Annotated in this window: 13 protein-coding genes; 2 read left to right on the forward strand and 11 right to left on the reverse strand. The window is 43.2% G+C overall.

Translation table 11 applies throughout. The features are described from left to right. Positions 1 to 183: 183 nt before the first annotated feature. The 10 genes from KHM83_RS04090 to KHM83_RS04135 form a co-directional block, all read right to left on the reverse strand. Positions 184 to 1,203: an electron transfer flavoprotein subunit alpha/FixB family protein gene (locus KHM83_RS04090; protein ID WP_213235639.1), complete on the reverse strand. Its 1,020-nt coding sequence runs from the start codon at positions 1,201 to 1,203 to the stop codon at positions 184 to 186. Between the two features lie 11 nt (positions 1,204 to 1,214). Next, positions 1,215 to 1,997 carry an electron transfer flavoprotein subunit beta/FixA family protein gene (locus tag KHM83_RS04095; protein ID WP_213235640.1) on the reverse strand — a complete coding sequence of 261 codons (783 nt, stop codon included), beginning with the start codon at positions 1,995 to 1,997 and terminating at the stop codon, positions 1,215 to 1,217. A 14-nt stretch (positions 1,998 to 2,011) separates the two neighbouring features. Next, positions 2,012 to 3,151, reverse strand: coding sequence for an acyl-CoA dehydrogenase (locus KHM83_RS04100; RefSeq protein ID WP_213235641.1), 1,140 nt, complete (start codon positions 3,149 to 3,151; stop codon positions 2,012 to 2,014). A gap of 340 nt (positions 3,152 to 3,491) precedes the next feature. Next, positions 3,492 to 4,082, reverse strand: coding sequence for a hypothetical protein (locus tag KHM83_RS04105; protein WP_213235642.1), 591 nt, complete (start codon positions 4,080 to 4,082; stop codon positions 3,492 to 3,494). Beyond that, a complete protein-coding gene (locus KHM83_RS04110) occupies positions 4,079 to 4,837 on the reverse strand; it encodes an ABC transporter permease (RefSeq protein ID WP_213235643.1) in 759 nt (252 codons plus the stop codon). Before KHM83_RS04110 ends, KHM83_RS04105 begins: the two co-directional genes overlap by 4 nt. After that, the gene (locus KHM83_RS04115) at positions 4,809 to 5,900 is read right to left on the reverse strand and encodes an ABC transporter substrate-binding protein (RefSeq protein ID WP_213235644.1); all 1,092 of its coding nucleotides are present in this window, start codon (positions 5,898 to 5,900) and stop codon (positions 4,809 to 4,811) included. The genes KHM83_RS04110 and KHM83_RS04115 overlap by 29 nt, the downstream gene beginning before the upstream one ends. Beyond that, entirely contained in the window at positions 5,897 to 6,586 is a 690-nt protein-coding gene (locus tag KHM83_RS04120; protein WP_213235645.1) for an ABC transporter ATP-binding protein, read from the reverse strand. Before KHM83_RS04120 ends, KHM83_RS04115 begins: the two co-directional genes overlap by 4 nt. A gap of 230 nt (positions 6,587 to 6,816) precedes the next feature. Beyond that, positions 6,817 to 7,257, reverse strand: coding sequence for a hypothetical protein (locus tag KHM83_RS04125; protein ID WP_213235646.1), 441 nt, complete (start codon positions 7,255 to 7,257; stop codon positions 6,817 to 6,819). 201 nt (positions 7,258 to 7,458) lie between these two features. Then, positions 7,459 to 7,938, reverse strand: coding sequence for a hypothetical protein (locus KHM83_RS04130; protein ID WP_213235647.1), 480 nt, complete (start codon positions 7,936 to 7,938; stop codon positions 7,459 to 7,461). A 14-nt stretch (positions 7,939 to 7,952) separates the two neighbouring features. Continuing rightward, positions 7,953 to 9,227 carry an ArsB/NhaD family transporter gene (locus tag KHM83_RS04135; RefSeq protein ID WP_343213116.1) on the reverse strand — a complete coding sequence of 425 codons (1,275 nt, stop codon included), beginning with the start codon at positions 9,225 to 9,227 and terminating at the stop codon, positions 7,953 to 7,955. A gap of 349 nt (positions 9,228 to 9,576) precedes the next feature. Between KHM83_RS04135 and KHM83_RS04140 the strand changes: the two genes are divergently transcribed. Both KHM83_RS04140 and KHM83_RS04145 read left to right on the forward strand, forming a co-directional pair. Next, a complete protein-coding gene (locus tag KHM83_RS04140) occupies positions 9,577 to 11,007 on the forward strand; it encodes a DUF3298 and DUF4163 domain-containing protein (RefSeq protein WP_213235649.1) in 1,431 nt (476 codons plus the stop codon). A gap of 135 nt (positions 11,008 to 11,142) precedes the next feature. Beyond that, positions 11,143 to 12,213 (forward strand): calcium/sodium antiporter, encoded by a 1,071-nt coding sequence (locus KHM83_RS04145; RefSeq protein ID WP_246542857.1) that lies wholly within the window; start codon positions 11,143 to 11,145, stop codon positions 12,211 to 12,213. A 321-nt stretch (positions 12,214 to 12,534) separates the two neighbouring features. Here the strand turns inward: KHM83_RS04145 and KHM83_RS04150 are convergent, their stop codons facing one another. Further along, positions 12,535 to 13,905 (reverse strand): MATE family efflux transporter, encoded by a 1,371-nt coding sequence (locus tag KHM83_RS04150; RefSeq protein ID WP_213235650.1) that lies wholly within the window; start codon positions 13,903 to 13,905, stop codon positions 12,535 to 12,537. Between the last annotated feature and the right edge of the window lie 365 nt (positions 13,906 to 14,270).

Here is a 14,270-nt window from a genome sequence, read left to right on the forward strand (position 1 = left end):
TTTATGAAGTCTTTTATAAGACCTTTTATAGGTTTATCATACCGCCAAAAAGTGTAAAACGCATTAGGCCAAGATTAGAATCGCGTAAGAAAGAGGATCGCGTAAGATCGCAAAAAAGAAAAGCCACCTCATGACAATATGCCACGAGACGGCTTTCCTATATGTTAGTATAATGAAAGGCAATTAATCTTCAATAACCTTAGCGGCATTGATTTTCTTAATTTCTTCAATAACGAGCGGTAATACTTTTTGGACTTCGCCAACAATACCGAGGTCTGCAATTTCAAAGATTGGTGCATCTTTATCTTTGTTGATAGCGATGATAAGATCTGATTCTTCCATGCCGGCAACGTGTTGAATGGCGCCTGAAATACCACACGCAATATACAGGTTAGGACGAACTGTTTTACCTGTTTGACCAACTTGACGATCATGCGGCATCCAGCCGATATCAACAGCAGCACGTGAAGCAGATACCAAGCCGTTCAGTTCTTTAGCAAGGCCGTCTAAGATCTCGAAACCATCGGCAGAACCGATACCGCGACCACCTGATACGAGAACAGTTGCTTCTTGAATATCCATTTTTGTGCCAACTTCTTTTTCAAATGATACAACTTCTACAAATTGGTTATTTTTTTCAAGTGCAACTTTTGCATTGACAACTTCGCCTTTTCTGCCTGGTTCTCTTTCCATTTTTGTCATAACGCCTGGGCGCACTGTTGACATCTGCGGACGATGTTCAGGTGAAACGATGGTTGCCATGATATTGCCGCCAAATGCAGGACGTGTCATCATTAAAAGTCTGTCTTCGCTGATATCAAGTGATGTACAGTCAGCTGTAAGACCTGTTTGAAGCCTTGCAGATACTCTTGGTGCCAAGTCTCTGCCGATTGAAGTTGCGCCAAAGAGGACAACTTCCGGTTTTTCTTCAGTAATCGCCTTAACGACAACTTGCGTATACGGCTCTGTAGTATAGAGCTCTAACGCTTTGTTATCGTAAAGCATTACTTTATCAGCGCCGTATTCAATTAACAATTGCGCATGTCTACTGATATCTGATCCCGGAACGACTGCTGTTACATCAACACCTAATTCGTCCGCAATTTTTCTACCTTTTCCTAATAATTCAAGCGAAACATTCTGGATTTCGTTGAAGCGTTGTTCAACGAATACTAATACACCTTTGTAATCATTAATACTCATGACACGCCTCCTTATATAATGAATTTTTCTTGTAACTTATCAACGAGCGCCGTAGCAACTTCCTTCGGTGTTCCTTCAACCACTTTACCAGCTTGTTTAACACCTTTTGTGAAGGATTTTTTAACTTTAGTCGGCGAACCTTTTAAGCCCATTTTTTCTGGAGCCGCATCGATATCTGAGAATGTCCATGTTTCGATTTCGAGCGAACGATTGGCATCGACAACACCTGCAACGCTCATGTAGCGCGCTTCATTAAGTTCCGCAAGCGCCGTGATGAGGCATGGGTATTTGACTTTTATCGTTTGGAAACCATCTTCAAATGTACGTTTAACAATAGCGTGATCGCCTTTGTGATCAAATTTTGATACATAAGAAATTTGCGGTAAGCTAAGGTGTTCCGCGATTTGAGGACCAACTTGTGCTGTATCGCCGTCAATTGCTTGACGACCTGTAATAACGAGGTCATACTCAAGCTTTTTAAGTGCAGATGCAATTGTCGTAGAGGTTGCAAGTGTATCTGCACCTGCGAAAACTCTGTCCGTTAAAAGGATCACGCGGTCAGCGCCCATTGCATAAGCTTCCTGCAATGCAATTTTTGCTTGCGGTGGACCCATGGTAATAACAGTAATGTGTGCACCGAACTCATCTTTTAATCTGAGTGCAGCTTCAAGACCTGCCTTGTCATCAGGGTTGATAATACTAGGCACGCCATCTCTAATCAAAGTACCTGTTTTTGGATCCAATTTTACTTCATTGGTATCTGGTACTTGCTTTATACAAACAACGATCTTCATCTTATATCCCTCCATTACTTCAATTCACTTGCAGAAATGACCATGCGTTGAACTTCACTGGTACCTTCGTAGATTTCAGTGATTTTAGCGTCTCTCATCATTCTTTCAACCGGATACTCACGTGTATAACCGTAACCGCCGAAGAGTTGAACTGCTTTTGTTGTTACTTCCATAGCAACTTCAGCGGCCATCAGTTTCGCCATCGCGGCATCTTGAGCATAAGGTTTTTTTAACTGCTTTTTGTACGCAGCTGAATAAACCATGAAACGAGCTGCCTCGATCTTAGTTTTCATGTCTGCGATTTGGAATTGAGTATTTTGGAAAGCTGCGATTGATCTTCCGAATTGTTTTCTCTCTTTTACATATTTGACTGCTTCATTGTAAGCACCTTGTGCAATACCGAGCGCTTGTGCGGCAATACCGATACGACCGCCGTCAAGTGTCATCATTGCAATCTTGAAGCCCTTGCCTTCGCTTCCAAGAAGATTTTCTGCTGGCACTTTACAGTCTTCGAAGATGAGCTCACAAGTACTAGAACCTCTGATCCCCATTTTCTTTTCTTTTTTACCGACACTGAAGCCTTCAAATTCTTTTTCAACGATAAATGCGCTGATCCCTTTAAGACCTTTTGCACGGTCTGTCATCGCCATAACGATATAGACGTCTGCATAACCTGCATTGGTAATAAAGATTTTGCTGCCGTTTAAGATGTAATAGTCGCCATCTTTTACCGCAGTTGTTTGCTGACCGGCTGCATCTGTTCCGGCATTTGGCTCTGTTAAGCCGAATGCACCTAATTTTTCACCTTTTGCAAGCGGTATCAGATATTTCTTTTTCTGTTCTTCTGTACCGAATTCATAGATAGGTGATGCACATAATGACGTATGTGCCGATACGACAACTGAAGTTGTCGCGCATGCGCATGCGAGTTCTTCAACGAAGTTGATGTACTGCCAGTAAGTACCGCCAGCGCCACCATACTCGCGTGGGTAAGGAATACCCAGCATGCCAAGTTTTGTCATTTTTTTCACAGTTTCCACAGGAAACTCTTCGTTTTCATCGACCTCTGCTGCAATTGGTTCAACTTCGTTCTCTGTAAACTTTCTGAACAAATCGCGCATCATCAGGTCTTCGTTTGATAAAATAAACTGCATTTGTCTCCCTCCATTTGTTAAAGTTTTAACTTTTTAGAGCAAAAAAATAAATCATCCCCATGCAATAATTGTACCACTTCCCCTTTCGCATTGTAAGAGGGGAAAATGATTTTTTTGCAAAAAATCATGTTTTTTTGTTAGAACATAAAATGAACGCCAGTCTTTCCAGCGTTCAGAACGTTTGCCATAGTTTCATTATCACACTATGAACTCATCTGTGAAACCCTCACTAAAGCCGTTCGATTTGCACAGTCTTCAACGGTTTAGCAACAGCTTTTTATATGGTTTTAGACAGGGATCTTGTATCATTCCCATGTTGATTTAAGTGTCGATTGATGTTTCAAAGCTTGTAAAATCTGAAAAAGACGAGCATCCCCGTAACGATCAAACCAATCAGCATATACCGCCAGGCATTGAGAAAACGTTTCGGAATACCGTAGCGTCCACGCGCTTCATAAGATCGTTTTAAGCTCAAATCATCGTTAAAAACATAATACGGTTCTTTGGGCTGATCAACGATTCCCTTAATTTCGCCACACAGCAGCGCTTCAGCAGCTTCACTGTCTTTTAAGGGAACTTGTAGCCAAGTATCCGCTTGTCCTTTAGTTTTCACTTCGACATTGGTTTTAGCTTTGACATTGGTTTTAGCTTTGACATTGGTTTTAGCTTCGGGCTCAGTGTCATTAATCCCGTCGAGTTGGCTCCCGCCATGCGTTGACCATTTGACAGCACGACCGCTGTCATCAATTAACACATCGCTCCCATCCAGCTGTTTTTGATGCACGACAATCCGCGTGTGAATATGCCAGCGGCGCAGAAGATCTTCCCGTTCATAAAGCACTTCCGCTTTACCTGCGCTTGCGACTGTCACCCATTGGTATAAGTTCTTCACGTCTTCCGGCTGCCATGATCGCTTCGCGTCCCGCCTCATAAGAGCACCTTCTTCAGCAGCGCCTCAAGGCTTATGGCAATAACGATTGTGACGATGGCCCATGCAAACACAATTTCAGTCTGTAAATTAATTTTCGCTATTTGGATGCTCTTGCCGATAGAACCCTGCGTCTGTCCCAAGACTTCTGAGGCGATCATTACTTTTAATCCCAAAGAGGTAACGGCAATTACCGCTGCTTTCAAATAAGGCTTAACAGACGGCAAGACCAGACAGCGCAGCTGTTTCATTGGCGAAAGTTCATATACGGCAAAGACCTCTCTGTATTCTACTGATATCGCATCGTAGCCTTCCAGTACATTTGCATAGACAATGGGCATCGTAATAAGCCATGTAACAAAGATTGGCGCGATCGCACTGGACAGCCAAATGATCACATAAACGATTACGACGATCGTCGGCAGTGTCTGCATAATGCGTATAAACGGTGCCAAAAATCCCCGAAGCGCTGTGTAATAACCTGAAGCAATCCCTAAGACAACGCCTCCGATCAAGCTAATGACAACGCAGATAAGTGTTCGAAAAATCGTTGAAAAAACGGTGTAATAAAAGGTTGATGTCGTCAGCAGATTCACGATCTCTTTCAAAACGCTTATCGGCGATGGCATAATATATTGCTTGCCAATCATTACAGACAGTATCCACCACGTGATAAGAAGGGCTATCGCCGATAGCCCTCGATATCCCCAGTGTCGTCCACTTTGAAAATTATTGTCCGTATTGATAGAAAGCTTCATCCGGCATCGCGCCTCCAATCGCTTCAGGTGATGCCTCATAGAGAATGCCAAACATTTTTTCCAGCGCCGCTTTTGAATCGGCGATGGAATCCTGACGGATATTTAGTCCAGGCATTGCCTTAATCACAACAGGACCCGGAATGCCTAAATCGAGTTCCTGCATGTATGCTGCTGCATCCTCAGGATTTTCATTCACCCATGCGCACGATTCTTCAAGCTGTTCAATAAAGGCTTCAACAATCGCAGGATGCGTTTCGATAAGTTCGTTGCGCACAAGCAGTCCAGCTTGTGGGAAGCCGCCTGTCATGCCGCTGGCAGCTTCATATTCCTTCTGGAAGTCGAAGAGCACTTTAAATGCGACGTCTTTTGTACTGACCACCGACAGGACGGGTTCAGGCATAATAATAATAGAAGCTTTTCCAGATAAAAATGTCGGTGCAATCTCTGAAGCCCCGCTCAGATACTCTATGTCAATATCTGTATCCGGATCAATACCGTTTGATACGGCAATGTATCTGAAAATTAAATCCGGCACAAGACCTTGCCCGATCATATAAACCGTTTTGCCTTTAATCGCATCCCAGCCCTCAATTTCTTCTGTTGTCACCATGTAAAGATTACCATGCGTATTAACGCTGACAAGCGAATAAGGAACGCCCTTTTGATAGAAGTTCGCCGCAAGATTCGTTGGTGCGATGGCAAAGTCAGTCTTCTCGCCCATGAGATCGGCTGCCAGTAATTCAGTGGTATTTAAGCTCTCATAAGTAACCGTCACATTATCCCCGATTTGAGGCTGATCGTGAATCATTTTCAACATGGCAATCGTTGTTGCACCCTCCGGTGCTACAGCCCTTAAGGCAATGGGCTCAGCGGCTGGTACTTCTTCAGCCGATGATTCTTCAATCGTTGATTCTGCGGCAGGTGTTTCTGCTGCTGGCGTTTCTTGAGCAGATGTTTCTTGTGCTGTTGCCGCTTCCGGAGCGGGTTCATTTGTTTGTGACTGGCATCCCGCAGCCAGTGACATCATCAATATGGTCATGATGATTAACAGTTGTTTTCTCATGATGTCTCTTCCTCCCAAAACTTTTCTATTTCATTGCGAATGGTTTGTTTAGCAGTTTCTGTAAGATTGCGCGGCGCGTCAATCACAATGCGTTTGACAATGCTCGCTGGTATGCCGTCCATCAGATAGATCGTATCCGACATGGCAATCGCCTCATCGGGATCATGCGTTACCAGCAAAACACTTTGTCCCTGAACACGCCAAAGTGCCAGCATATCTTCAATTAACTGTTTTCTTAAAAACTGATCAATGGATTTAAAAGGCTCGTCTAAGAGAATGAGTTCAGGCTCATAAGCAAATGCTCTTGCCATGGCAACGCGCTGACGCATGCCGCCGCTAATCTCCGATGGATACAGCCGCTGACTGTCTGCAAGCCGCATCATCGCAAGAAGCGCCATACAATCATCCGACGAAAGCGCATCATTTACGAGCTTTACATTTTCAGCAACGGTAAGCCACGGCAATAGACGATCCTCTTGAAATACATAGCTCAGCCGTGTGTAAGAGCGCTCAATCTTGCCGGTATCTGCTGTCAGCAAACCTGCAATGAGCTTTAAAAGCGTCGTTTTACCGCGTCCAGACGGACCAATGATGCTCACGATCTCGCGCTTTGATATATTTAGGTCCACGTCCTCTAAGACGCATCGGTGGTCAAAAGCTTTCCCAAGCCTGCTGATCTTAAGCACACTGGCACCCTCTCTTTCTCTTACTATACCCGATTTTAGCACAAAAAGAGACGCACAACAACTTGCCGACGCCTCTAATCATATCAATCTCAAATATTTTATGTTTATTTTGTCATTTTTTTGTCAATCTGGTTTACCCATCCTCAGCTCACGCCAATTTGGCGCCACAAATGACCCAAAAAAGGTGCCGTGCTCTAGAGAAAATGACTTCCGTTATATTGTCGCATTCATTAATAACTGACAGCTTTCGAGAATGTATCGCTTTCCAGCTTAACGAGTTCCAACTTTAGATACTTACGTGAACGCTCCTCTTCAATCGCATTTTTATTAATGATAAAACCGCATTCTTCAATTAGCATTTCGATTTCTTCTAGGGTATACTTTGCGCCGAGTTTCTTGCATTTATGCCGGTAGTGCCAGCCTGAGAATGGGGTATGTCCCGCCTCGATTATCAAACATGACAGATGAACAAAGCCATTGCGCTTCAGAACGCGTCCAGCTTCAGACAAAATATCATTTGGCGCCGTATGGCGATTGATGGGTTCATCGACGATCAAGAGATCGACGACGCCATCACTGACTTCGTTTGAAAGCGCACAGGCGTCAAAACACTTAATGAGTTTCGCTTCTTTGTAAAGTTCAATTTTTGGATTTCGCCAACGCATTTCCAAGCACATCACCCCTTATGCAAGTTTAGGCTTATGGTAACACTCCAACCGGTGCAATTCAAGAAACAAGCCTTTAAATTATTACGACAATTTCTTAATAAAAAGGCGTAGATTCTGTAACAATCTACGCCTTAAACACTTATTAAACCGCTGTTAACGATACGTTTCGCCATACAGTCACTTTCGGGAAACAGCGTCTGGCAATCAGAGATTATCCGGATTCTTTTTAAAGTAAACCCGCTCGGCAGATGCTTTTGTCTTATCGATTTCGAGATTGATTTCCCGCATGTGTTCCAATATGAAGTCCGCTTTTTCTGGCGGTACATTATAATAGAGGAATAAATCCTCAAATTTGCGAAGCGTCCTGTGGATCATACGATTGATTTGAATAAAGTTGTCAATATTATGGCTCTTGGACGCATTTCGAAACTGGTCTAGATCTATCTCAATAATATCGATGACATCCTGCTCACGTTCGAATTCTCTTAACGCCAGCGGGTAAGGCTTAATTCTCTCCAGAAAATAGCGTCCCTTCTTGTTGACGTTGTAACAATAGGCAACGTCAATTTCACCGACCTGAAATAACACGAAACACATTTTAGAATTGATCACTTGGACATCTGCCCCCATCTGTCTAAGCCGCATCGTGTGTTCCATCACCTCTGCATTCATGAGTTTTCTCATAAGCCCATCCTCTCCTAAACGTAAAATACAATCAAATAAATACTAGAAATGATGACAGAGATGATCATCAGTGGAAAACCCACTTTCAGATAATCGACAAAGGATAGCTTCTGTCCGTGGCGAGATATCATCCCCGAAACAATGACATTTGCCGATGCGCCGACGAGTGTGCCGTTGCCGCCTAAGCACGCGCCCAGTGCCAGCGCCCACCACAATGGTCCAACATTTATCGTGGACATTGCCGCGAGGCTTTTAATCAGTGGAATCATTGTCGCAACAAATGGAATGTTATCGAGAAACGAAGACGCAATGGCAGATACCCACAGGATAACCATTGCCGTCATCAGAAGATTGCCTTCGGTGAAGCTCAACAGTTTTGCTGCAAGAAACTCCATGACGCCAACCCCTTCAAGTGCTCCCACCAGTATAAAGAGTGACAGGAAGAAGAAAATCGTCGGCCATTCAATCTCCAGAAAGACATCTTCTACGTCAACGCCGCTGACCAATAGCAGCAATGCACCAAAGAACAGGGCAATCGTCGCTGACTCATAGCCAAGCGCCTGATGCAGCAAAAAGCCGATAATCGTCATGAACAATACGACAACACTCTTCTTTAATAATAACATATCTTTAATCGCAAGATTCTCATTCATCTGCAGAATCTTCAATTTATCTTTATCTTCACAATAATACTGCTTACCGTAGATCAGCTTAAACAGCAACATTGTAACGACAAAGATCACGATGACCACAGGTGCGAGGTTGACCACAAAATCCAAGAAGCCAAGTCCCGTCGCGCTGCCGATCATAATATTGGGAGGATCACCGATTAACGTCGCCGTCCCGCCAATATTGGCAATGAGAATTTCCGGCACCAGAAAGGGTATCGGATTAAGTCTCAGGGTGTCCGTAATAACAAGCGTCACTGGAACGATCAACAAAATGGTCGTCACATTATCCAGCAGCGCTGATGCCACTGCCGTTATTGCGGCAAATGACACTAAGATCCGCCACGGATCTCCTTTCGATAGCTTGGCAGCCTTGATCGCAATATATTCAAATATACCACTCTTTTTCATGATATTCACGATGATCATCATCCCCACTAGAAGACCGATCGTATTGAAGTCAATGTGCTCAATGGCTTGCTCCTGACTTTCGACATTCAAGATGAGCATCAAAAATGCGCCCACCATTGCAACCGCCGTGCGGTTGAGCTTTTCGGACATGATAATCACATAAGTGATCGTAAACACGCCCACTGCTATTGCTAACTGATTCTGTAACACACCACACACTTCCCAAATAAAAATTTGTCTACTGTTCGAAAATATAGACATCTTTTATCTTACGCCTATCAAGTTTAAAAATCAAGCGTTTCAGAATATTTGGTGAATTATTACCAGTTTCATTCGTATTCTTAACATAAGTGCACATAAATTTTACAATTCGTCACAATGAATACACATCGTCACGCTATAATAGCATTATAGGTTCTTATAGGGTTTTGCAGACTTTGCACCAGCTCTTGAAGCCCCTATGATCTCGCCAATAAATACGATTGACTGTCTTCCTCATGGGATTTTTTCTTACCAATACACGATCTATTGATCGATTATGTCTATACAGGAGTTAAATATGTCATCGAGACACGTTCTTAGAATCGCAGCGCTATGCATCCTTTTAAGCGGATGTCAGGCACAGCAGACGCTGCCGCAGCTTGAGGCCACACCCGTAAACCCACCCGCTGTTCAACAGCAGGATCCCGATGTCAAAACACCGCCGTCGATGGCGACGACATCTGACTTGACAGAAGACGCATACATGCGCTCGACGACGATCTATAGTTATATTGAAAATTACAGCGATACATTGGTTATGGATGCTGTGAATAAGGCAATTGAAAAACAGTTAAGTGATACGCGAACAAGTATTTACACCAATCTCAGAATCAAAAATGCGAACGATCGCTTTTCTCTCGACCATTCAGAAGATGCAGAGACCCGTCATGATGCCAACGACGATGACAATGCCGGTCATGATCAGCTCGCTAATACCACATCCGAGGATCTCGTAAATCTCTCACTTGAAGGAACGGCGCTCTATGTCGACGCGAATCTTTTGAGCTACAGGATAAAGGGTGTTACCGATGACGATTCACTATTGTCACAGCAACAGTTTTTAAATTTTGATCTGCCGTCCGGCCAGCGCATTCACCTCTTTGATATCCTTTCAGAAGAAGCGCTTTACAGTGCGTTCGCCGATGCCTATGCGTTACAGTACCAGTCGCCGATGAATACACACATTTTTGATTACTGGCAAATAGACAGCGCCTTCCATTTTAATGATCAAGATGAAATTGAGATTATTGCACCTGCTTATTATTTGTCATATGAACAAACAGAACCTTTTACCATCACGGTTTCCGTGACGCCTTATGGCGATGGTGATATGAAACTTCCGCATATTGCCGCCGTCATCGACTACACGATTCGAACAGATTACAGCGATGCTTTCAATTTAAATTATATTTATCCCGTCATACTCGGTGATTCCAATCAGTTTATGCAAATCAACGACGCTATAAAGGCGCGCATTGATACGGCGATGAATTATAACATCGCACTTGCCATTGAAGACCATGCCGCGAATGAAAACGATGCTTTTGACCTTCGTCCCTATTATTATGCTGCCAACTATCGCACCTATACGAATACGCAGCGCTATTTGAGCATTGGCTTAAATTTCTATCAGTACACCGGCGGTGCACATGGCCTTTCTTCGGCAACCTATTTTAATTACGATTTAAATTCGGGTGCAGCGATTCAGCTCAGCGATCTCTTTGAAACGGACTTCGATTACCAAACTTATATCAATGATATTATTTATAATGCCATTGACACACTGGAAACAGAGGAAAACAGCTATGTATTTGAAGGCATCTCCGAAGATCAGAAGTTTTATCTCGACGACAACTGGATTGTCATCTACTTTGAACCTTATGAAATTGCACCCTACGCAGCTGGGGCACCGACATTTAAGATCCCTCTGCCCAATTCGGAGATGTAAAAAAGACTTGACATTCGGTATGGAAGTGATACACTCATTTTATTAGAGGGAGTAACTGCCTATTTGGGAATCTAAGTCGTCATTACGGCGAAAGCCCGGCTTAGATGATATGAATGTATTCTGTGAGACTCTACAATGAAAGTTGTAGTGTCTTTTTTATTGTTTGTAAACTTTTGGGATGAGGAGCGGTACATTATGGAAGCGTTTTTAATGCAAATATTTAGCAATCTGCCAACGATTGCAGTTGTTTTGGTCGGGGTTATCAGTCTGTTTAGCTTGGGAAAGGGTGCAGATCTCTTGGTTGATCATGCGGTTTCCGTATCAAGGCACTTTAATATTCCCAAAGCCATTGTTGGCGCCACCATCGTATCGCTTGGCACAACACTTCCAGAAGCATCCGTTTCTGTTTTGGCTGCCGTTCAGGGCGTTCCGGATCTAGCACTTGGCAACGCCATCGGCTCTGTCATCGTCGACACCGGCCTCATCATCGGAATCGCTTCCCAAATTGCACCTTTGCCCATTGATATCAACGCTATTCGCTTTCAGAGTTGGACGCAATTTGCCGTCGGCATTCTCATCGTCATTTTCAGTCTGCCTTTCTGGCATCCCGGCGGCATCGGCAATATTTCCCAATGGATGGGAATCATTTTGATCATACTGCTCGTCGCCTATCTTTACCGCTCCATGAAACAAAGTACGTCGTCAACTTATGAAACCGAAGAAATTACGCCATCAACTCACGTCTCGCTGGACTTCCTCCTGATTATTATTGGGATTGCCATTGTTATTATCGCTTCTAAAGTGTTAATCCCATCTGTTGAGGTGCTGGCAATCCGCGCTGGCATTCCGGAGAGCATTATCGCTGCAACACTCGTCGCTTTCGGTACTAGTCTGCCAGAGCTCACCACTGCCATTAAATCCGTTACAAAGGGACATAGTGATTTAGCCCTCGGCAACATCATGGGAGCCGATATACTCAATATTCTCTTTGTCATTGGTGCCGCTGCTGCCGTTACGAAGGAAGGACTTGCCGTTCCCAGCAACTTCTACAGTATTCAGCTGCCGTTTTTAATGATTATTCTCGTGCTCTTCCGAATTTTCACCCTAAACAGCGGTGAGCAGATTTCTCGTATGGAAGGCATGGTTCTGCTCGTTTGCTACCTTATCTATCTCGCTTTCAATTATGGGCCTGCACTACTGATATAAAATGATAAAGTGATCATAGAAATTGCCGACAGAAAATTGTGAAATAAAAGACGCCCTATCAAACATTTGATCACGGGCTGACTTTTCTATCATAAAACAGTTATTGATTTGTTATATTCTCCTTTTAAAAAAAACAGGAACCGCTGCACACAAAATTTTAAAATGCAGCCATTCCTGTTTTTAGTCTTTTCACCTTTAGTGATGTTGCTTCCCATCATCGGTATTATGATTGTTGGGATCATAATGATTAGGCATCATATGAACATCCTACTGTTTCATGAAGCTTTATACCGCTTTATACCGTTTCATGCAGCATCATGATTATGACAGATGCGGCGATGATGCAATTTGGGTCTGCTTTAGAACACTTTGAAGCCACAAATACGCGACCACGCCTTTTAAAACAGAACTGATGGTGATACTCCACCAGATACCGTTGATACCCCATCCAAGATAATTTGTAAACCATAGTGCTATTGGAATCCTCAGCACATTGAAACATACGCCAATAAAAGCTGGCGGCTTCGTATGACCCAATCCGTTAAAAATGCCGGATGCTGTAATTTCGACACACATAAAGAGCTGTGAAAGTGCCAGTATTTTCAAGTAATCAATACCATAAGCAACCGCGTCGGGCTCTCGAATAAAAATCATAAAGAGTGGACGCGCACCGAAATAGAGCAGGAGTGTTGTAAAAACACCTAACACAATGGCAATTTGCATCGCTTTCTTGTAGCCTTCATACACGCGATCTCTTTTCTCAGCACCAAAATTCTGTCCAATAAAAGCACTTAGCGCAACAGAAAATCCCGAAGCCGTCATCCACGAAATCGATTCAATCTGTGAACCGACCTTTTGTACCGCAACTGGCGTTGGTCCAAAATCTGCAATCAATCTTGCAATAATCATGGAAATAATCGTAAAGATTCCGCTCTGTACAGCCGGCGGCACACCCATGCGTATAATTTCAAGCAGATGTGACAATTTTGGAGAGCCAAAAAGCGTAAAACTTTTCATCAGCATTTGACGTCCTAAAATAGAGAATAGAAACAGCATCATAACACTGAGCTGTGCAAAAACTGTTGCAATCGCGGCACCTTTAACGCCCAATCCAGGAATACGGCCAAACCCTAAAATCAACACAGGATCCAATACCATGTTTAACACTAAGCCAATGGTATTGAAAACAAATGGTGTTCGGCTATTGCCAACGGCATTAAACAGTCCTGTGAACACCTGATTGAGAAAGAGGCCGATAAAACCAATGCAGATAATGCTTAAATACGCAATACTCATTCCCTCAACCTGAGCATCTTGTGTGTTGAAGAAACCAATGAGCGGATATCGAAATACATAGACGGCTATCGCATATACGATGCCCATAACAGCCGTCAATTGCACACCTGTTCGCGCAATGGTTTTTGCTTCTTTATCTCGGTCTCCCCCAACGAGTTGCGCAACCCGTATCTCCGTTCCCACTCTTGAAATTAAGACAAAGGCCATCGAAAGCCAAGAAAAAAAGCCTGCTATGCCCAGCGCCGCAACGGCTTTTGAACCCATAAAGCCAATCCAAAACATATCAGTCAAATTATAGGCCATTTGCAAAAAACTCGTTCCCATAATCGGCAATGTCAATTTTAAAAGTTTCTTGACAATGGCGCCTTCCGTTAAACGATAGTCTACACTATCCATGCCGCCTCCTAAACTTTTTCTTTCTCCTATAATGTCTCTGTCACTATTATGCCATAGACGCAAAGCAAATATTGTTTACAATTTATTCATAAAGCGTTATAATAAGAATGTAAATCAAACATAGCAAAGTGTAACAATTTGTTTACGTCGCCATTGTGTTTGTCGACAACCGTAAACATAAATTTACTTATTTTAATCTCTGACAGAAACACATGCTTGTTATTTGTATAAAAATGATTACACTTTTTCGGCGTATTTGACGTCGTTTGTTGTCACTTATCTCAAAACGATTAGTATCATGCATTCCGAAAATGTTGAATTTTAAACACTTTAAGCCATTTTGCGATGTGAGCAGTCGTAATTTT

Origin of the sequence: Fusibacter paucivorans (genome assembly GCF_018390735.1) — a bacterium.
Classification (GTDB): Bacteria; Bacillota; Clostridia; order Peptostreptococcales; family Acidaminobacteraceae; genus Fusibacter; species Fusibacter paucivorans.

Coding starts and splice junctions, on each gene's coding strand:
- KHM83_RS04130 (WP_213235647.1), bottom strand. CDS start 7,938: ATGAGAAAACTCATGAATGCAGAGGTGATGGAACACACGATGCGGCTT.
- KHM83_RS04100 (WP_213235641.1), bottom strand. CDS start 3,151: ATGCAGTTTATTTTATCAAACGAAGACCTGATGATGCGCGATTTGTTC.
- KHM83_RS04095 (WP_213235640.1), bottom strand. CDS start 1,997: ATGAAGATCGTTGTTTGTATAAAGCAAGTACCAGATACCAATGAAGTA.
- KHM83_RS04090 (WP_213235639.1), bottom strand. CDS start 1,203: ATGAGTATTAATGATTACAAAGGTGTATTAGTATTCGTTGAACAACGC.
- KHM83_RS04150 (WP_213235650.1), bottom strand. CDS start 13,905: ATGGATAGTGTAGACTATCGTTTAACGGAAGGCGCCATTGTCAAGAAA.
- KHM83_RS04115 (WP_213235644.1), bottom strand. CDS start 5,900: ATGAGAAAACAACTGTTAATCATCATGACCATATTGATGATGTCACTG.
- KHM83_RS04145 (WP_246542857.1), top strand. CDS start 11,143: ATGAAAGTTGTAGTGTCTTTTTTATTGTTTGTAAACTTTTGGGATGAG.
- KHM83_RS04110 (WP_213235643.1), bottom strand. CDS start 4,837: ATGAAGCTTTCTATCAATACGGACAATAATTTTCAAAGTGGACGACAC.
- KHM83_RS04140 (WP_213235649.1), top strand. CDS start 9,577: ATGTCATCGAGACACGTTCTTAGAATCGCAGCGCTATGCATCCTTTTA.
- KHM83_RS04105 (WP_213235642.1), bottom strand. CDS start 4,082: ATGAGGCGGGACGCGAAGCGATCATGGCAGCCGGAAGACGTGAAGAAC.